Annotated in this window: 14 protein-coding genes; 5 read left to right on the forward strand and 9 right to left on the reverse strand. The window is 56.6% G+C overall.

Features of this window, described 5'->3' with window-relative positions:
- The first annotated feature begins 3 nt into the window (after window positions 1-3).
- The 3 genes from G6L28_RS00245 (at window position 4) to G6L28_RS00255 (ending at window position 2,399) form a co-directional block, all read left to right on the forward strand.
- A complete protein-coding gene (locus tag G6L28_RS00245; RefSeq protein WP_174061776.1) occupies window positions 4-1,509 on the forward strand; it encodes a tripartite tricarboxylate transporter permease in 1,506 nt (501 codons plus the stop codon).
- Between the two features lie 110 nt (window positions 1,510-1,619).
- Complete coding sequence (locus tag G6L28_RS00250; protein ID WP_174061777.1) at window positions 1,620-1,832, forward strand: SlyX family protein; 213 nt, start codon at window positions 1,620-1,622, stop codon at window positions 1,830-1,832.
- Between the two features lie 12 nt (window positions 1,833-1,844).
- Window positions 1,845-2,399, forward strand: a complete 555-nt coding sequence (locus G6L28_RS00255) for a DUF924 family protein (protein ID WP_174061778.1) — start codon at window positions 1,845-1,847, stop codon at window positions 2,397-2,399.
- Between the two features lie 64 nt (window positions 2,400-2,463).
- On the opposite strand, the gene dnaJ is transcribed toward G6L28_RS00255, so the two are convergent.
- The 5 genes from dnaJ to G6L28_RS00280 form a co-directional block, all read right to left on the reverse strand.
- Window positions 2,464-3,594, reverse strand: a complete 1,131-nt coding sequence (gene dnaJ / locus G6L28_RS00260) for a molecular chaperone DnaJ (protein ID WP_174061779.1) — start codon at window positions 3,592-3,594, stop codon at window positions 2,464-2,466.
- A 132-nt stretch (window positions 3,595-3,726) separates the two neighbouring features.
- Window positions 3,727-5,631, reverse strand: a complete 1,905-nt coding sequence (gene dnaK, locus G6L28_RS00265) for a molecular chaperone DnaK (RefSeq protein ID WP_174061780.1) — start codon at window positions 5,629-5,631, stop codon at window positions 3,727-3,729.
- Between the two features lie 265 nt (window positions 5,632-5,896).
- The gene (locus tag G6L28_RS00270; protein ID WP_337795624.1) at window positions 5,897-7,912 is read right to left on the reverse strand and encodes a PAS domain-containing protein; all 2,016 of its coding nucleotides are present in this window, start codon (window positions 7,910-7,912) and stop codon (window positions 5,897-5,899) included.
- A 100-nt stretch (window positions 7,913-8,012) separates the two neighbouring features.
- Window positions 8,013-8,417, reverse strand: coding sequence for a response regulator (locus G6L28_RS00275; RefSeq protein ID WP_174061781.1), 405 nt, complete (start codon window positions 8,415-8,417; stop codon window positions 8,013-8,015).
- A gap of 4 nt (window positions 8,418-8,421) precedes the next feature.
- Complete coding sequence (locus G6L28_RS00280) at window positions 8,422-9,537, reverse strand: PAS domain-containing protein (RefSeq protein ID WP_174061782.1); 1,116 nt, start codon at window positions 9,535-9,537, stop codon at window positions 8,422-8,424.
- A 209-nt stretch (window positions 9,538-9,746) separates the two neighbouring features.
- Between G6L28_RS00280 and G6L28_RS00285 the strand changes: the two genes are divergently transcribed.
- Window positions 9,747-11,867, forward strand: a complete 2,121-nt coding sequence (locus G6L28_RS00285) for a histidine kinase dimerization/phosphoacceptor domain -containing protein (RefSeq protein WP_234902416.1) — start codon at window positions 9,747-9,749, stop codon at window positions 11,865-11,867.
- Window positions 11,868-11,875: 8 nt separating this feature from the next.
- Here the strand turns inward: G6L28_RS00285 and G6L28_RS00290 are convergent, their stop codons facing one another.
- Window positions 11,876-15,010, reverse strand: coding sequence for an efflux RND transporter permease subunit (locus G6L28_RS00290; RefSeq protein ID WP_174061784.1), 3,135 nt, complete (start codon window positions 15,008-15,010; stop codon window positions 11,876-11,878).
- The gene (locus G6L28_RS00295) at window positions 15,007-16,293 is read right to left on the reverse strand and encodes an efflux RND transporter periplasmic adaptor subunit (RefSeq protein WP_174061785.1); all 1,287 of its coding nucleotides are present in this window, start codon (window positions 16,291-16,293) and stop codon (window positions 15,007-15,009) included. The genes G6L28_RS00290 and G6L28_RS00295 overlap by 4 nt, the downstream gene beginning before the upstream one ends.
- A gap of 316 nt (window positions 16,294-16,609) precedes the next feature.
- Here G6L28_RS00295 and G6L28_RS00300 point away from each other — a divergent pair, with 316 nt between their 5' ends.
- Entirely contained in the window at window positions 16,610-17,521 is a 912-nt protein-coding gene (locus tag G6L28_RS00300) for a LysR substrate-binding domain-containing protein (protein WP_174061786.1), read from the forward strand.
- 12 nt (window positions 17,522-17,533) lie between these two features.
- On the opposite strand, the gene G6L28_RS00305 is transcribed toward G6L28_RS00300, so the two are convergent.
- Both G6L28_RS00305 and G6L28_RS00310 read right to left on the reverse strand, forming a co-directional pair.
- On the reverse strand, window positions 17,534-18,814 hold the full coding sequence (locus G6L28_RS00305; protein WP_174061787.1) for a TRAP transporter large permease: 1,281 nt from the start codon (window positions 18,812-18,814) through the stop codon (window positions 17,534-17,536).
- 3 nt (window positions 18,815-18,817) lie between these two features.
- The gene (locus tag G6L28_RS00310) at window positions 18,818-19,369 is read right to left on the reverse strand and encodes a TRAP transporter small permease (RefSeq protein WP_174061788.1); all 552 of its coding nucleotides are present in this window, start codon (window positions 19,367-19,369) and stop codon (window positions 18,818-18,820) included.
- Window positions 19,370-19,406: the final 37 nt, after the last annotated feature.

Below are 19,406 nucleotides of genomic sequence, written 5' to 3' on the forward strand. Positions count from 1 at the left end.
GTCATGGAACTGTTCGATAATCTGGCGCTGGGTTTCTACACCGCCTCATCCATTCATAATCTGTTCTTCTGCCTGATCGGCGTTCTGCTCGGAACATTGATCGGCGTGTTGCCGGGTATTGGTGCCACAGCAACCATCGCCATGCTGCTGCCGATCACCTTCCAGCTGGAGCCGGTTTCCTCGCTCATCATGCTTGCCGGTATCTATTACGGTGCACAATATGGCGGCTCCACCACCGCGATCCTGATCAACATGCCGGGCGAATCGTCGTCCGCCGTCACCGCCATTGATGGTTACCAGATGGCACGCAAGGGCAAGGCGGGTGTGGCGCTGGCCACTGCTGCTATCGGTTCGTTCGTTGCTGGTACGGTCTCTACTTTCCTCGTCGCGATTTTCGCGCCGCCGCTGACGGCAATTGCGCTTGAGTTTGGTGCTGCCGAATATTTCTCCTTGATGGTTGTCGGCCTCGTGTCGTCCATTGCACTTGCGCATGGTTCCATCATCAAAGCTTTGGCCATGGTGGTTCTCGGTCTGTTGCTCGGTCTTGTCGGCACGGATATCTACAGCGGCACACCGCGCTTCACGTTGGGTATTCGCGAATATGCCGATGGCCTGAATTTCGTTGCGGTGGCCGTTGGTGTCTTCGGTATTGCGGAAATCCTTCGCAACCTCGAGGATGAGAAAGGCCGTTCCGTTTTGATGGCCAAGGTCTCGGGCCTTCTGCCCAGCAGGGAAGACTTCGCGCAGATGTTCGCGCCGGTTGTGCGTGGCACGATCATCGGTTCAGCCCTCGGTATTCTGCCGGGTGGCGGTGCCATCCTTGCGGCCTTCGCATCCTACACCGTTGAGAAGCGCGTTTCGAAGAACCCGGAAGAGTTCGGCCATGGCGCGATTGCAGGTGTGGCAGGCCCTGAATCAGCCAACAATGCCGGTGCACAGACATCCTTCATCCCGCTGCTGACGCTGGGCATCCCGGCCAATCCGGTGATGGCGCTGATGATCGGCGCGATGATTATTCAGGGTATCGTTCCCGGTCCGAATGTCGCGACGGAACAGCCAGCGCTGTTCTGGGGCATCATCGCTTCCATGTGGATCGGCAATCTGATGCTCGTGGTGTTGAACCTGCCGTTGATCGGGCTTTGGGTGAAGCTGTTGACCATACCCTATTACGTGCTTTTCCCGATTATCATGGCCTTCTGTGCCATCGGGGTCTACAGCGTCAACTCCAATGTCTTCGATCTTTACGCCGTCGCCTTCTTCGGCTTCATTGGCTACGTGCTGGTGAAACTCCGCTGCGAGCCCGCACCACTTCTGCTCGGCTTCGTTCTCGGCCCGCTGCTGGAAGAAAACCTGCGGCGTGCCATGATCCTTTCGCGTGGTGATCCGAGCACTTTCGTTACGCGCCCGATCAGCGCGACCCTGCTTATCATCGCTCTTCTCGTTCTCGTTGTCGTCTTCCTGCCAAGCGTCAAGAAAAAGCGCGAGGAGGTATTTCAAGACGAAGGCTGATAGGTTTGCAAATCCTGAAAATACCAAAGGCCGGACATCGTGTCCGGCCTTTGTCTTGTTTGCAGGGTATAAAGCTGTCAAAGCAGACCGACACATAAATGGAGGCATCCGTGCCGGAAAACACCGAAGCCCGCATCGTCGCGCTTGAAGAGACTATCGCGCATCAGACAAAGACCATCGAGGAGCTGTCCGATCAGCTGACAGAGCAGTGGAAAGTGGTGGAACAAACCCGTGCAAAGCTGGATAGGCTGACGGAGCGTTTCCTCAGTCTCGAAGAGCAGTCTCTGGAAGCCCCCGCCATTACAAGGCCACCGCATTACTGAGGAGCGCTGCTCATGGGTATTTCGTCACTCCCCGTCTCCGCCGCCGATGTCCTTGCCTTCTGGAAAGATGCCGGGTCTGAAAAATGGTTTGAGAAAGACGCTCATTTCGACGCATCCTTTCATGATCGATTTCGTGAACTGCACTTCATGGCAGCTCGCCGGGAGCTCGAGAACTGGTTGGAAAAGCCTGAAAGCACGCTTGCGCTGTTGCTGCTGCTCGACCAATTTCCACGCAACTGTTTTCGCGGCACGGCCCATATGTATGCGACCGACACGCTCGCGCTGCATTACGCGCGTGAAGCATTAAGCCGCGGGCATGATGCTGCCATCGATGAAGAGCTGCGAATCTTCATTTATCTTCCCCTCATGCACTCAGAAGAGATTGCGGATCAGGAACTATGCTGCAAGCTCTGCGAACCGCTTGGCGAGCGTTATCATCCCTTTGCCGTCGAGCATCGCGACATCGTTCAGCGCTTCGGCCGTTTTCCTCACCGCAATGAGATCCTGCTACGGGAAACGACGCAGGAGGAGCAGGCATTTCTGGATGAAGGCGGGTTTTCGGGCTGAGAAACAAAAACGCCGCCGTCTTGATAGGCGGCAGCGTTTTCACATTTGAATATTGCGATGGCGATCAGCCGTCGAAGAATTCCTTCATCCGGGCAAAGAAGCCGGTCGATTCCGGATTATTCTCCTTGGAGGAAATCTGCTCGAATTCCTGCAGAAGTTCGCGCTGACGCTTGGTCAGTTTCTGCGGCGTTTCGATCTGGATCTGGATGTAGAGATCGCCCGTCTGCGCTGAACGCAGGACTGGCATCCCCTTACCCTTGAGGCGGAACTGTTTGCCCGCCTGTGTGCCTTCCGGCACCGTCACACGGGACTTCGTTCCATCCAGTGTCGTTACATCGAATGTGCCGCCGAGTGCCGCCGTCGTCATCGAGATAGGCACAGCGCAGTAGAGATCGGCACCATCGCGCTGGAAGAATTCGTGCGGGCGCACCGACAGGAAGATGTAAAGATCGCCCGAAGGACCACCCCGCATTCCCGCTTCGCCTTCACCCTGAAGGCGGATACGTGTGCCGTCTTCGATACCAGCGGGGATGTTGACGGAGAGCGAACGCTCTTCGGTCACGCGGCCCTGACCGTGGCACTTGGTGCATGGATCAGTGATCGTCTGGCCGCGACCATGGCAGGTCGGGCAGGTGCGTTCGACCGAGAAGAAGCCTTGGGCTGCGCGCACACGTCCAGAACCCTGGCAGGTGCCACAGGTTTTCGGACTGGTGCCGGGCTTAGCGCCGGAACCGGTGCAGACATCGCAGGTTATGGATGTGGGAACCCTGATCTGCGCCGTTTTGCCAGCAAAAGCTTCCTCAAGCGAAATCTCCATATTGTAGCGAAGATCCGCACCGCGTTCGCGGCCACCAGAGGAGCGGCGTGCTCGACCGCCACCCATCATCTCGCCGAATATGTCTTCGAAAATGTCGGAGAAGCCGCCGCCAGCAAAGCCGCCGCCACCACCTGCTCCACCCATTCCGCCCTGTTCGAAGGCAGCATGGCCGAAACGATCATAGGCCGCCCGCTTCTGCGGGTCCTTGAGCGTCTCGTAAGCTTCGTTGATTTCCTTGAACTTTTTCTCGGACTCGGCATCGTCCGGATTCTTGTCCGGGTGATACTTCATCGCGAGTTTGCGGAAGGCGCTTTTCAGCTCTTTTTCGTCAGCGGTTTTGCTAACGCCAAGTGTTTCGTAAAAGTCTGCTTTCGCCATTAATTAACAAGCCCCGGAAATGGATTTCCGGCTGCCAGACAAAGATGATTTAAGATTGAAGAAACTTAAAATCATCAGAGACTTGGGCAGCCGGATATTAGTCAGTCATCGATCTGGCAAGAAGGCCGCAAATTAAGCGGACTTCTTGTCGTCCTTGATTTCCTCGTAGTCGGCATCGACCACGCCGTCATCCTTGCCACCTTCTGCACCCTCGCCGCCTTCTGCCTGCTGGGCTTCGTAGATGGCCTGACCAAGCTTCATGGAAACTTCCATGAGGGTCTGGGTCTTGGCCTGGATGTCATCGGCATCCGGCTCGGATGCTTCAACCGACGTCTTGAGGGCTGCAATGGCGTCTTCGATGGCCTTGCGGTCGGTTTCGGAAACCTTGTCGCCATATTCCTTCACCGACTTCTCAGTGGAGTGGATAAGACTTTCGGCCTGGTTCTTGGCTTCAACGCCAGCGCGACGCTTCTTGTCGGCCTCAGCATTGGCTTCAGCGTCCTTTACCATCTTTTCGATGTCGGCGTCGGACAGACCACCAGATGCCTGAATGCGGATCTGCTGTTCCTTGCCGGTGCCCTTGTCCTTGGCGGAAACCTGCACGATGCCATTGGCGTCGATATCGAAGGTGACCTCGATCTGCGGAACGCCGCGTGGTGCCGGTGGCAGACCGACGAGGTCGAACTGACCGAGCGACTTGTTGTCGGCAGCCATTTCGCGCTCACCCTGCGAAACGCGGATGGTCACGGCAGACTGGTTGTCTTCGGCGGTCGAGAAGGTCTGGCTCTTCTTCGTCGGGATCGTCGTGTTACGGTCGATCAGACGTGTGAAGACACCGCCCAGCGTTTCGATGCCGAGAGACAGTGGTGTGACGTCGAGAAGCAGAACGTCCTTGACGTCGCCCTGCAGAACGCCTGCCTGAATGGCAGCACCCATGGCAACCACCTCGTCAGGGTTTACTCCCTTATGTGGCTCCTTGCCGAACAGCTGCTTGACGACTTCCTGCACCTTCGGCATGCGGCTCATACCACCGACGAGAACGACTTCGTCGATCTCGGAAGCGGAAACGCCGGCATCCTTAAGCGCCGCCTTGCACGGTGCAACGGTACGCTGAACCAGGTCATCGACCAGGCTTTCGAACTTGGAGCGCGTCAGCTTAAGCGTCAGGTGCTTAGGACCGGTCGCATCCGCCGTGATGAAGGGCAGGTTGATTTCGGTCTGCTGCGAAGACGACAGCTCGATCTTTGCCTTTTCGGCAGCTTCCTTGAGGCGCTGCAGAGCTAGCTTGTCGCCCTTCAGGTCGATGCCCTGGTCCTTCTTGAATTCGCCAGCAAGGTATTCGACCAGACGCATGTCGAAGTCTTCACCGCCGAGGAAGGTGTCGCCGTTGGTGGATTTCACTTCGAAGACGCCGTCGCCGATTTCCAGAACGGAAATATCGAAGGTACCGCCGCCAAGGTCGTAGACAGCAATCGTCTTGCCGTCCTTCTTGTCGAGACCGTAAGCAAGTGCTGCAGCCGTCGGCTCGTTGATGATGCGCAGAACTTCGAGACCAGCGATGCGGCCTGCATCCTTGGTGGCCTGACGCTGGGCGTCGTTGAAGTATGCGGGAACGGTGATGACAGCCTTCTCGACTTTTTCGCCGAGGTAGGATTCAGCAGTTTCCTTCATCTTCTGAAGAATCATCGCGGAGATCTGCGACGGGGAGTAACCCTTGCCCTGAGCCTGAACCCATGCGTCGCCGTTATCGCCCTTGACGATCTCGAACGGAACGAGGCCCTTGTCCTTTTCAACGGTCGGGTCTTCGTAACGGCGGCCGATCAGGCGCTTGACTGCGAAGAGCGTGTTGGTTGGGTTGGTGACGGCCTGACGCTTTGCAGGCTGGCCGACCAGACGCTCGCCATCGTCGCTGAATGCGACCATGGAAGGGGTCGTGCGTGCGCCTTCCGCGTTTTCAATAACTTTAGTGTCCTTGCCGTCCATCACTGCAACGCAGGAGTTGGTCGTGCCAAGGTCGATACCGATTACTTTTGCCATTTTTCTTCTCTCCTTGAAGCGAGACGTCGGAACCCCGGGAGGCATTCCATTGACGTATCCTTGACTTGGATGGTCTTGCCGAATTGTCAGCATTTCTGCTGTGCTGCGGCGTATATAAGGAGCGATTTTTCTCGCTGCAAGGCAGATGACACGGGTGAAGGTAGCAAAAATAAAGATTTGCTACGCTTCTTAATCCTGATGCCGGAACTTCCTGCGATGTTTGGCCATACAGAAAAAATTTGCGTGGCGAGGAGCGGTTACACCGTTACTTTGCCTTGCCCACAAGGCTCTTCACCCGCTGGGCAAAAACGTCGAGCTGAAAGGGTTTGGTCATGACGTGCATGCCATGTTCGAGATGACCGTGGTTGAGGACCGCGTTTTCGGCGTATCCGGTAATGAATAGCACCTCCAGATCGGAGCGATTGACCCGGGCCGCATCCGCAAGCTGGCGCCCATTCATGCCGCCAGGTAGACCGACATCGGTGATCAACAGGCTGATTTGTCTCGCAGAATTGAGGATTTTCAGTGCCGATGCACCATCCTCCGCCTCAATCACGGCGTAACCAAGATCCTGAAGCTCTTCGACGGCGAGCATACGCACGAGCGGCTCATCATCCACCACGAGGATAGTCTCGCCACCATCGGCGCGAGGTGGCTCGACCGGGTGTTCTGTTTCCAGATCAGCGCTCTCTATGGAGCCGGAATAGCGGGGCAGGTAGATGCAGATCATCGTTCCCTTGCCCAGTTCGGAATAAATGCGCGCCGCGCCGCCCGATTGCCCGGCAAAACCATAGACCATGGAGAGGCCAAGGCCTGTTCCCTGGCCAATCGGCTTTGTCGTGTAAAAGGGGTCGAATGCACGCTCTATGACTTCAGGCGACATGCCTGTGCCGGTATCGGACACGCAGAGGGATACATATTGACCCGGCTCCAGGCCGCGCATGCGTGCGGAACGCTCGTCCATCCATCGGTTGCCGGTTTCTATGGTCAGCTTTCCACCGCCCGGCATGGCGTCTCGCGCGTTGATGCAGAGGTTGAGAAGGGCATTCTCAAGCTGGCTTGCATCCACGAATGTCGGCCAGACACCCGCCGCTCCCACGGTTTCGACCTTTATTTCCGGCCCAACGCTGCGGGTGATCAAATCCAGCATGCTTTCGACCAGAATGTTGATATTCAACGGCTTCGGGTCCAGTGTCTGGCGGCGCGAGAAGGCAAGAAGCCGCTGTGTCAGCGCTGAGGCACGTTTGGTCGCACCCATGGCGCCATTGATATAGCGGTCGAGTTCACTGATGCGACCCTGCGCAAGGCGCGTATTCATCATTTCCAGACTGCCGCTGATACCGGCGAGAATATTGTTGAAGTCATGGGCCAGTCCGCCCGTCAACTGCCCGACGGCTTCCATCTTCTGTGCCTGCCGCAGTGCTTCCTCAGCTGCCATAAGCTCCGTGGTGCGCGCCATAACCTGCTGTTCGAGTGTGGCATTGAGCGTCGCGAGCGCGTTCTCCGCGCGCTTTCGTGCAGTGATATCCTGAAACATAACGGCAACCTGCCGCTTGCTTTTCGGCTCTATGCGCACGGCGGCGAGTTCGAGGTATCGACCCGTCGCGACCAGTTCCTGCTGGAAGCGGATGGGTTGCCCGGTGCTCAACACGGCTCCATAGCGTGCTATCCAAGCGTCCGCTTCATCAGGTACCATTTCACGCAGCTTTTGCCCGACCACGTTCGGAATTCCGGCGTGACGGGCATAGGCATCGTTGGCCTGAATGTGGATATAGTCGCTATCGGGACCATGCGGCCCATCGAAAAACTCGATGATGCAGAAGCCTTCGTCGATGGCGTCGAAAAGGCCCTTGTAGAGCTCTTCGCTTTCGCGGCGTGCTTTTTCGGCGAGTGTGCGTTCGGTTACATCCGCACCCTCTACGAAAATGGCGCTGACCTCTCCGTCCGCACCGCGGATCGGCTGATAAACGAAATCGAGATATCTTTCATCCACTGGTCCGTTTGGGTCAGACTGGACGGCAAACAAAGCGCCGGAGGCGGAATAGGCGACGCCGCTTTCGTAAACGTCGTCCAGTATTTTCACGAACCCCTGGGCTTTCGCATCGGGCAAGGCTTCTGCAACTGTTTTGCCTACTATATCGTGACGTCCGACCAGGTTCATGTAGCTCGGATTTGCCAGCTCGAAACGGTGTTCACGCCCTCGCAACAACGCGATGAAAGTCGGCGCCTGCTCGAACAACTGTGTCAGGATAGGACCGATATTGCCGGTGCTGCTCGTCACGTTTTCCACCCCCAGGGTGCAGACATCACCGGTTTGAAATGGCGGTATGTCGTAAATTTATTTTATTGTTCATCACAGTGTTGGCTCTCGAGGCGTTCGATCAGACGCGCTCAGGCAAAATAAGGTTTGGTGGAACAGTTGCGCTGCGATCACCGCTCAGCTTGGCATGCAAATAGTCCAGAGCATTCTGCAAACCATTGACCGTATAAGGCTTCTCGATGGCACCAACGGCACCGGCGAAGTCATCGGGAATGCGTTTGATATTGCCACTGACGAAGACGTAAGGAATATTCTTTTCGGTCAGATAACGGCCCACATCGACGCCGGTCGGGCCGTCCACCAGATGGATATCGACAAAGGCGAAGTCCGGGCTTTCCCGATCCACCAGATCGCGCGCAGCCCAGCTTGCAGCGGCAATGCCAATGACGGAATGGCCTGCCGCTTCGATTTCGCTTTCGAGTTCCAGTGCGAGGAGGGCTTCGTCCTCCACGATCATTATGCGCAAGTCGTCATTCCTTTTCATTTTCCACCATCAGGGTAACGCTAACCGCCGTGCGTCTCCCGTCTCTTTCACGTTTGATATCGGCGTTGACCTGCCCGGCGCAGGTCTCAAGGAGCAACTGGCTGAACCTTTGTTCCTCCTCATCGGCCTTTACCGGATCTATCGTATCTTCAACCCGTATCAGAAAATGCCCGTTCAGCCGCTTGACGGTCACGTGAATATCGCCGCCGCCATCACCTAGCCCGCGTCGAACAGCATCTCCAACAAGTTCGTTTACGATCAAGGAAAGTGGAGACGCCTTGGCGGCCGGAACGTAAACCGGCGAAAGATCGAGCTGAACATTGATATCGCTTCGCTTCAACTGCCCGGTCAGGTTCACGACCAGATCCTCGGCGAAATCCGCAACGTCAAAACGCGCGATGTTTTCCAGCGTGAAAAGCTTGCGATGAACGGTGCTCAGCGCCTCGATCCGGTTAAGAACGGACTTCAGCGTCGCGCTGACCGTGTCGTTCTTGGTCATCCGGTCCTGCAGCTTCACAATTGAGGCGATGGTCATCAGGTTGTTCTTGACGCGGTGGTCGACCTCGTGAACCAGCAACGTCTTGGCTTCCAGCGCGTCGCTCAGATCTTTTGTGCGACGGGTGACTTCCTCCTCCGCCTGGTTGCGCGCCTCCGCGAGCTCCGCTTCCTTGGTCTTTATGCGTGTGAAATCCAGCTGAGAGGCAAAGAAATAAATCACCTTGCCATTGGCGTCCCGCACGGGGCTCACGAAGAGCGCGTTCCAGAACTGAGTGCCGTCCTTGCGATAGTTCAGAATATCGACCGCGACGGACCGTTCGGACGCAACTGCTTCGCTGATTTTTCGGACGGTCTCCCTATCGGTCGCCTCACCTTGCAGAAGTCTGCAATTGCTGCCGATGAGTTCGTCGTTGGAGTAACCCGTCAATTCGTTGAAAGCACGGTTGCAGAAGATAATAGGGTTATCTTCCTGATTCGGATCCGTAATAATCATCGGCATGCGCGTAGCTTTGAATGCTGCCGCAAACGGATCTTCCGAAACATGCTCGGCAAGAAGCTTCTCACCGGCCCTACGCGCCTCAGAGGGCAGTAAATATTCAACCATGAACTTTTCCGCATTCCATCGGTAGCGATAATTTGCATAGCGAGGAAATGTTCCGGAGCATATAAAATTTTTCCTGCACGAAATGATGGATACAAAAACAGAACTTAAAATTACCTTTCTTCGAAAATACTGATAAAAGATAACAATTACTGTACGCGTTCGGCGTGCGGGGCGTTCTGCAATGCAGGATGCCAGGATGGGAGAACCGCATGTTGCGAGACGAGAACACCCAGATCATTTCATGTGATCTGGAGCCCATCCATCGACCTGGGTCCATACAGCCTCATGGTGTCGTGCTCGTGGCCGACGCCCAAAGTCTGGAAATCGTCGGTGCCGCGGGAGATGTGGCAAGTCGTTTCGAGAAAAACTGGCGTGGTGAGAAGCTTGATGAGTTCCTGAAGCTCGACCTGACCCATGCGTTGGAAACAGCGCGGGTCGGCCAGCCGGCGGTGATGGGTCGCGTTTCTTCCAAGACTGGAGACTTGAACGCGGTCTGCGTCCCTTCTGGCACTTACCTCCTGGTGGAACTGGATGACGCAGAGGAGGACGCGGTTCTGAGCATTCCTTTCCTCTACGGATTGGAGGCAGCCGCTTCTTTGTTCGAGCGAGCCGGAACGCTTGCCGATCTCGGTGCCGAAGCTGCGAAAACCTTTCGTCAGCTGACCGGCTATGGCCGTGTGATGCTCTATCAATTTCTCGATGACGATGCGGGTGTCGTGACGGGCGAAAGTCTGGACGAAGACTCCGCCAGTTTCATGAACCATCATTTCCCTGCAACTGATATCCCGAGACAAGCCCGTGCGCTCTATGTTCGCAACAAGGTGCGCGTCATTCCGAATGTGAACTACACACCTCAGCCGATTCAGGGGGCGGCTGATTTTTCGGGTCTCGATCTCAGCGATTCGATGCTGCGCAGCGTGTCTCCTGTGCATCTTCAGTATTTAAGAAACATGGGTGTCGCAGCCTCCGCTTCCATCTCGATTGTCAAGGATGGCACGCTCTGGGGTCTGATAGCCTGCCATCACCATGAGCCCAAAACGATTCCGCTCAGCATCCGTCTTGCCTGTCAGGCGTTGGCTGGCGGCCTTACCCGACAGGTCAAGGCCAAGGAAGAGGCGGAATTCTATCGCGAGCGTATCCGGCTGCGTTCGCAGGAAGATGCCGTGATCTCGCAACTGGGTGGCGACAAGTCGCTGGGCGATTTCTTCCAGAATTCTGGGCGCGAGCTTGCCAAGTTGATGAATGCCGATGGTTTTGCCGCCGTGCAGGGCAAGGATCTGTTCACTTTTGGGCGTTGCCCGGACAATATCGATGTCCGTGAAATCGCAGAGTTCGTGCGTCGCCCCGCAGCGGTCCAGCCGCTTGCAACGGCGAGCCTTTCCCGTCTTTTTCCTGAGGCGAAGGCCTATGCGGATCGTGCCAGCGGGCTGCTCGCCGTTACCATGTCGACAGAAGTCCCAACGATCCTGCTTTGGGTCAGGGCCGAACATCTGGAAGTGGTGAAATGGGCTGGAAATCCACATAAGGATATTTCGGCGGATCCCGACGCAACCCTTAATCCAAGAACCTCATTCGAGGCATGGACGGAAAGCGTTCGCGAAAAGGCTAAACCGTGGAGCCACGCGGAAATCGATGCCGCCAGCCGCATCGTCCGGCTGATGCTGGACCATCGCAACAATCGTCGCACGCGCCAGCTCAACATGGAGCTGACAACGACGCTGAAGGAAAACGAAAGCCTGATGAAGCAGAAGGATTATCTGCTGAAAGAGGTGAACCACCGCGTTCAGAACAGCCTTCAGCTCGTGTCCGCGTTTCTTCGGATGCAGGCGCGCTCGGCTTCCGATGAGACCGTGACGACACAGCTTGAGGAAGCGCAGAAGCGCTTGAATGCCGTCGCGCTGGTTCACAGGCGGCTCTATCAGGATGACAGCGTCGAGATCATCGATCTTTCCCGCTATCTCGAGGATTTGGTTCGGGACATGCAGACGTCGATGGACCAGCGCTGGGTCGATCATATGACCATCGATCTCGCGCCGATCCTGATTTCGACGGATCGGGCCGTGAATGTCGGCTTGTTGCTGACCGAGCTTATCATCAACGCCCAGAAGTATGCTTATGACGGGGAGCCTGGCTCGCTGCTGATCAAGCTTGAACAGCATCGTTCCTCCTTCCGCCTCATCGTTGCCGACAAGGGACGCGGCAAGGGCGATGAGAACAAGAGCGGTTTCGGCTCACGCATGCTGGCCGCCATCGGCGACCGTCTGAAGGCTCATCTGGACGAAGAAAACAACGCTCCCGGTCTGCGCGTCGTCGTAACCGCCGCGATTTGACATCTCGGTCAGGCTGCAGCCTTCTTGTTGGGTGTTTCCAGCGTATCGGCATTGGTCGGGTGTTCTTCGGCGTGATGCTTATGGAACATCCGAGCAAGTCGTTTGCCTAGGTTGTCCATCTCAACGAAAATGACCGGCGTGATGAACAGCGTCAGGACCTGCGAAACCAGCAGACCGCCCACCACGGCGATGCCGAGTGGTTGACGGAGCTCCGAACTCGCACCGGAGCCGAGCGCAATCGGCAGGGCACCCAGAAGCGCGCAGAAAGTGGTCATCATGATCGGGCGGAAACGGCGCACGCAGGCCTCGTGAATGGCTTCGATAGCGGTTTCTCCCTTTGACCGGATGGTTTCGACCGCCACATCGATCATCATGATCGCGTTCTTCTTGACGATGCCGATCAGCATCAACAAGCCGATCAGGGCGATGATCGAGAAATCCATGCCCATGACCTCCAACGCCAGCAATGCGCCGAGCGCCGCCGCTGGCAGGCCGGAGAGGATGGTCAGCGGATGGATGAAGCTTTCATAAAGTACGCCCAGCACCACATAGATCGTCAAGACAGCAGCAAGGATCAGAAGGCCGGTGTTGCCTTGCGACTGCTGGAAGATTGCCGCCGTGCCGCCATAGGAGGTGAAGACGTCCGGCGGAAGCCCGACCTCAGCCTTGATTGCATCGATCCGTTCCACAGCCTGACTGAGGGATACACCATCCGGCAGGTTGAACGAGATGGTCGTGGACACCAGCTGGCCGGTCTGGTTGATTGTTACCGGGGCAGGGGTGCGCTCGACACTCGCAAAGTTCGATAGCGGGACGAGCGTATTGGTCTTCGTCGACAGGATGTTTATGTCTCGCAGGAAATCGTCCGTCCATGGTTTCGACCGGTCGAATTCCACAATGACGTTATAGCTGTTGCCGGTAGACTGAATTTGCGCCGCATCGTAACCGCCGAAGGACATTTCCAACGTCTTGCGAAGCTGGTCGTTGGTAATGCCGAAGGCGGCGGCTTTTTCCGAATCGACGGCAATTTTGGCCGCTATCGCGCCATTCTGCGCATCCGACGTGACCGAGGTAAATGTGTGATCCTTGCGAAGTGCATCCATCAGCGTGGCCGACCATTGGCTGGTGGCGTCTGAATTCAGCCCCTGAACGACCAGCTGATATTGCGACGCAGAGCTTCGACCACCAAACCTCAAACTCTGCTGTGGTGTGATATAGGTTCGGATGCCCGCAACCTTCGATGCGGCCCTGTTCAACTCGTTCAGCACCTGAGAAAGGGCAGGGCGCTCTTCCTTCGGCTTCAACTCCACGAACATCGAGCCGTTATTCAGTGGGCTGCGCGAATTGCCGCCGACGATGGAGGTGACGTGCAGCACCGCGGGATTTGCGCGGATCGCCGCCGCCACCTGGGACTGAAGATCGCTCATAGCCGTATAGGAAATGTCTTCGCGGGCGCGGGTGGAAACGGAAAGGCGTCCGATATCCTCCTGGGGGAAAAAGCTGGACGGCAGTATCTTGAAGAGCAGCACGGAAGCCGCGACTGATCCCACAAAGCAGATGAGCACAAAGCCGCGATGGTGCAGGCACCAGCCCACGGCGCGGTCATAACCACCCAGGATTCGGTCGAATCCGGCGTTGAACCAGCGAATAATGGCTGGAGGACGCGACGAATGAGATGACAGGCGCGAGGCCAGCATCGGTGTCACCGTCAGCGAAACAAGCGCGGATGCCATGATCGCAAGGGTTACGACCATGCCGAATTCATTGAACAGCCGTCCAACCACGCCACCCATCAACAGAATGGGAATGAAAACGGCGACCAATGATACGGACATGGACAGAATGGTGGCGCTGACTTCGGAGGCACCCTGAATGGCTGCCTCGCGCATCGGCAGCCCTTCCTCATGCAGGCGCAGAATATTCTCCAGCATGACGATGGCATCGTCGACCACCAGACCGACGGAAAGCGTCAAACCCAGCAGGGATATGTTGTCGATGCTGTAGCCGAGATAATACATCGCGCCGAAAGCGGCGATAAGCGACAGAGGCACGGCCAGCCCGGGAATGATCGTTGCCGTCAGATGCCCTGTGAAGAGGTAGATGACGAGAACCACAAGTCCAATCGTCAGGAACAGCGTGAATTTTACGTCCGACACAGCATCCTTGATGGCACTCGAGGCATCGTTCATGACGTGGATGTTGATGGATTGCGGCAACTGTTCGCGCAGCGAAGGCAGCTTGTCCTTTATGGCGTCGACCACCTCGACGGTGTTTGCATCCGGTTGGCGTTGGACGGCGAGTATGATTGCCGATTCGCCATCGAACCAACTGCCGGAATCCGGGTTGTCGACGCTATCCTGAACATTCGCCACGTCGCCCAGATGGACAGGCGCACCATTCTTGGTGGCGATTACCAGCGAGCGAAACTCATCCGCATTGGTGCGTTGCGTATCGGCATCGATGGTCAGCCGCTGGTTCTGGTTCTGCAACGCGCCGACGGGCACCTGATTGTTCGCCTGAGTGATGGCCGTCGTTACCGTATCGACGCCGATCTGCCGCGCCTGAAGCAGCGACGGATCGAGCCCTATCCGCACCGCATAGGTCTTGGCGCCATAGACGCTGACCTGAACTACGCCGGAGATGGTGGAGAGCAGCGGCGAGATGATGTTCTCTGCAATATCATCCACCTTGCTGGCAGGCATTTCCTTGCTGTTGACGGCCAGAAGCAGGACCGGCGCATCCGCGGGGTTGGTCTTGCGATAGCTCGGCGTGGTCGTCATGTTGGTCGGCAATTGCCGTTGCGCCCGCGAAATCGCCGCCTGCACATCCGCTGCCGCCGCATCGATGTCGCGGTTGAGATCGAACTGGATAACGATGGAGGTATTGCCGAGCGTATTGGTAGCACTGATTTCGCTGATGCCGGGGATCGTCTCGAACTGCTTGACCAGCGGCGTGGTCACGGATGTCGCCATGGTTTCCGGCGATGCACCGGAGAGCGACGCCGAGACGTTGATCGTCGGGAAATCGACTTTCGGCAGCGCTGCGACCGGTAGCAGCCTATAACCCGCCAGACCGGCGAGCACGATGCCAAGCGCCAGAAGAATGGTTGCAACGGGACGGTTGATGCAGAAGCGAGCGATCATGGCGTCGTGGTCTCCATCTTCGCATTATTCTCTGCGACCGTATTGCTTTCCCCACCCGAAACCGGCTTGGCGACCACCGTCTGCCCGTCCGTCAACTCGGATTGACCTTCAACGACCACATGCTCGCCACCGCTCAGGCCCTGCGCAATCGCGGTTCTGTCGCCATTGGAGCGGTCGACGACCACCGTCGTCACATGCACTTTCTGACCGTCATCGACCGTATAGACGAATGGTCCATCGGGTCCGGCGCGCAACGCAACGGTCGGCACGACGATCATGTCGTCATTTGCCTGGAAATGAACGGTCACATTGGCCGATTGCCCCGGCCAGACCAGCCCTTTGTCGTTCTGGAATTCAGCCTTGGCGAGCACTGTGCCGGAGGCCTGGTCGACATTGTTGTCGAAGAAGCTGAGCTTGCCCGTCACCTGCACGCTCCCGGTTGCGGCGGGATCGATATCGACGGCGGCCTGCGACTTCAGTCCATCATGCAATTGTGGAAGATAATGCTGTGGCAGCCGGAACTCGAGCGAAATCGGATCGTACCGGGTAATGGTGACGATGGTGACGCCCGCACTCAGATAAGCGCCGGGACTGACCATCACATCGCCAAGACGGCCATTGTAGGGCGCGCGAATTTCCATATCCTGCAAAGCGGCCTGATCGGACTGGAGCGTCGCCTTGTCGGCATCGATCTTCGCCGAAGCCGAATCTCGCGCCGCACGGCTCTGCTCGAACGTCTGCTGTGATTCTGCGTTCTGTCTCGTTAGGTTGGAGGCGCGGTCGAACGCGGCCTGCGCCTGCGCAAGCGTGGCCTGATCGGCGGCGATATTCGCGGTATCCTTTGCGACGGCGGCGACGGCATAACGATCATCCATTTTCAAAATGAGATCGCCAGCTTTGACTTCCTGCCCATCTTGCGCTGCAACCGACGTGACGACGCCCTGCTGGCGCGGGGCGATATTGGTCATGTCCGCCGCTACCGCCCAGCCCGTTGCCATTACGTCCATCGGCAATTGCGCACGCTCTACGACCATGGTGGAGACCGTCGGCGGCCCGCCATTTCTGCGTCCGCCACCTTGGCCACGCCGCTGGTTCTGGCCACCATCGCCTTGGCCTGAAGCTTTCGTGTCGTCAGTATGACCTGCATTTAAGCTGTTGGCGGTTTGAGGCTGACCGGTTTTTGCGAAATAGGGAATGTCTTTCACATAAGGTATGTCATCGCGAAAAGGCCAAGCTGCAGCAGCAATGACGGCGACACTGGCGAGTATCCAAAATTTTTTCATGGCAAAGTTCCGGCGAGAGCAGGAAAACCGCGACGCGCCATCGCACGCTGGACGTCTTCCCTAAAATAGGAAACGCCTATCTCACGACAAAATCACCTTAAGTTTTGGTAATACTTCGATTGCGTATAGTCGCGTGCGGTGGCGATCATCTTGTCGATAACGGTTTTTACCCGACGCTCTGCACGTCAATAACTTGTAACATCTCAATCGCAAAGTTTTCGAGTTAGTGTCCTTGATCGTTTGTACTGTTGGCTTTCGTGCCATCTTGGTCTTGTGTTACGCTCGCTCACAATATCGCTTTCCCTTGAGAGTCCGCATGCCCTTGCCGGTCAAAGCAATTCTGGTTTTCCATACCGCCGCCCGGGCGGGCAGCATTTCCCGCGCAGCAGAGGAATTGAAGGTGACGTCCTCGGCGGTCAGCCAGCAAATCCAGTTATTGGAAGGGCAGCTTGGCGTTAGCCTGCTAACCAAAGCGGGACGTGGTATCGCTTTGACAGAAGCCGGGGAACGCTATTTTTCCATGATCGCAGATCAGTTCGAGCGAATTGAAGAGGCTACCGGAACAATCCGCGGCTTTCGCTCGATCACGACATTGACCGTTCGGGCCACCCCGACTTTTTCCAATAAATGGTTATTGCCGCGTTTGGGAAACCTCCTTGATCAGCACCCTGATTTGGAGCTTCGTCTGGACGGCACCAATGAGCCGACAGATTTCAATCAGGAAGCGGTCGATCTCGAAATTCGGCACGGAGATGGCCGGTGGCCGGGGTTGTTTGTCGAGGGTGTCACGGAGGAGCAATTTTATCCTGTCTGTTCTCCAGAATACGCGACCGTCGGCAGCTTGACCCCGGCAGATTTGATGAAACACAGGCTGATCCATTCAGCCAAGTCGCAGGCACAGTGGAATAGCTGGTTCCCCCAGGCAGGCGTGCCCGCTGATGAGCGCTGGCGTCGCATATTGTTTGACCGCAGCCACATGGCAATCGACGCCGCCGTGGGTGGGATGGGTATAGCCCTGGAAAGTACATTGATGATGGGAGACGAGCTTAAAAGCGGACGGCTCGTCTGCCCCGTCATTTCGCCACCCGACGTTCGCATCGTTACCCAGTGGATCGTATGCCCAAGGGACCATCTGCGCCAGAAGAAAGTGCGGCTGTTTCTTGACTGGTTGCGAGCCGAACGAGATGCCTGGCAATCGGCAAATCTCCCCGGCTCACAGTCTGTTTGACGATTTCGTATATCAGTACATGCCCAGCAAGCGGATCGGACCCAGTGTCAGGATGGGAAACAGGACCAGGGCAAAAATGGCGAGTGTCAGTACCGCCATCGGCGCAAGCGATCCCCGGATCACATCCTCCACCTTCATATTTGCCACCTGCGCAGCCGCAAACAGGCAAACTCCGACGGGAGGAGTGACCAACCCGAGCGTAAGCGTCATTACCGTGACGATAAGGAAGTGGATCGGGTCGATACCGATGGCCTGTACGGGAGGCATCAGCACCGGAATGAGAATGAACATGGCGGGAATAGCCTCCATGAAGATGCCGATGATCAGGAGAAACGCGAAGATCACCAGCATTCCGGACAATGGGCCGAGGTCCATCGCTTTCAAAGCATAAGCCACTTTGTCAGGCAGACCGTCATAGGTGAAAATCCATGCGGCAATCTGTGATGTCGCAGCAATGAACAGGATTGTACCGGAAATCCGCGCAGTCGATATAAGAATTTCCGGCAACTCGCGTACTGGCAGCGTACGGTAGACGAGTACGCCAAGCACGCCGACATAAACGACTGCAATTCCCGCAGCTTCCGTCGGTGTGAAAAGACCGCTGGCAATGCCGATGATCAGGATCAACGGTGTCAACATCGGAAGAATGGCGCGAAGCCCGGTCACAACCACCATGCGAAGATTGAATGGCGAGGGCGGATTGTAGCCGTAGTACACCGAGTAGAAATGGTTGAAGACCATGAAGGCGAAGGCAATAAAAAGACCAGGGACCAGCCCTGCGACCAGCAGTGTGCCGATGGAGACGTTTGCGATCGAGCCAGCGATAACGACCAGAATGGACGGAGGAATGATCGAGGAAAGCGTGGCAGTGCAAAGGGTCATCCCTACCGCATAGCCTTTCGGAAAGCCGTGTCGCTCCATCGCCTTGATTTCGATGGCGCCGACCGATGCGATATCGGCGACTGACGAGCCTGAGACGCCGGAAAAAATCACCGAAGAAATGACGTTGACGTGGCCAAGACCGCCCGGCAGCCACCCCACCATGGCTTCCGCAAAATCGAAAATGCGCTCCGCAACCCTGCCACGTTCCATGACGGTGCCCACCAGAATGAACAGCGGCACGGCTACCAGCAGAAACGAATTCATAGACGAAAACATCGTGTGCGATAGAAGATCCATCGGCATCGATGTAAAAAGCCACAATGTGGCGACGCTGGCGAGAGCAAGTGCAACCGCCAATGGGATGCCCAGCATGCTGAGGCCAAAAAAGGAAATAAGGAGAAAGATCGACATCTTTTAATGTCCTGACGTCATGGATACATCGGCGTGGGCGATCTCACCTGCCGGAATTCCGAGTTCTGGAAGAGCGATGAGGTCCCGGCGGCTGCGCAGAGAATCCAGCACGGCCAGTATGGCGATCACCGCAGAGACCGGCATCACCATGCCTATTACCCACATCGGGATAGGCAAAGTTGCAGCCGTCTCATTCATCATGATCTGCTGGTTGACCAGAGTGAGGCCTGTCCAGCCCATCAGTCCGAAGAAGAACACGGACGAAATAACGTAAATCGGTACCGCGAGATGCTGAAACAGCCTGCGACCCATGACCAGAAACACCACAACGCGGGCACTTTCCACGGTGCGGAAGCCAGCCGAAAGGCCAAGAAATACCATCCAGATAAAGAGAAAACGCGTGGCTTCCTCAGTCCAGGGTAATGGATGGCCAGAGAGCCGACCGATGACCTGGAGTAGAACCACGAGCAGCACGCCTGCGCAGGCTATGCCTGCGGCAACATCGGCGATGACTGTCACGACTTTACCCAACAACGAGCCAAACGAAGCGCGCATTGCTATCGTCCTTCGATAAGAGTGCATCAAAGCGGGA

Source organism: Agrobacterium larrymoorei (genome assembly GCF_013322225.1).
In the GTDB taxonomy this organism is placed as follows: domain Bacteria; phylum Pseudomonadota; class Alphaproteobacteria; order Rhizobiales; family Rhizobiaceae; genus Agrobacterium; species Agrobacterium larrymoorei_A.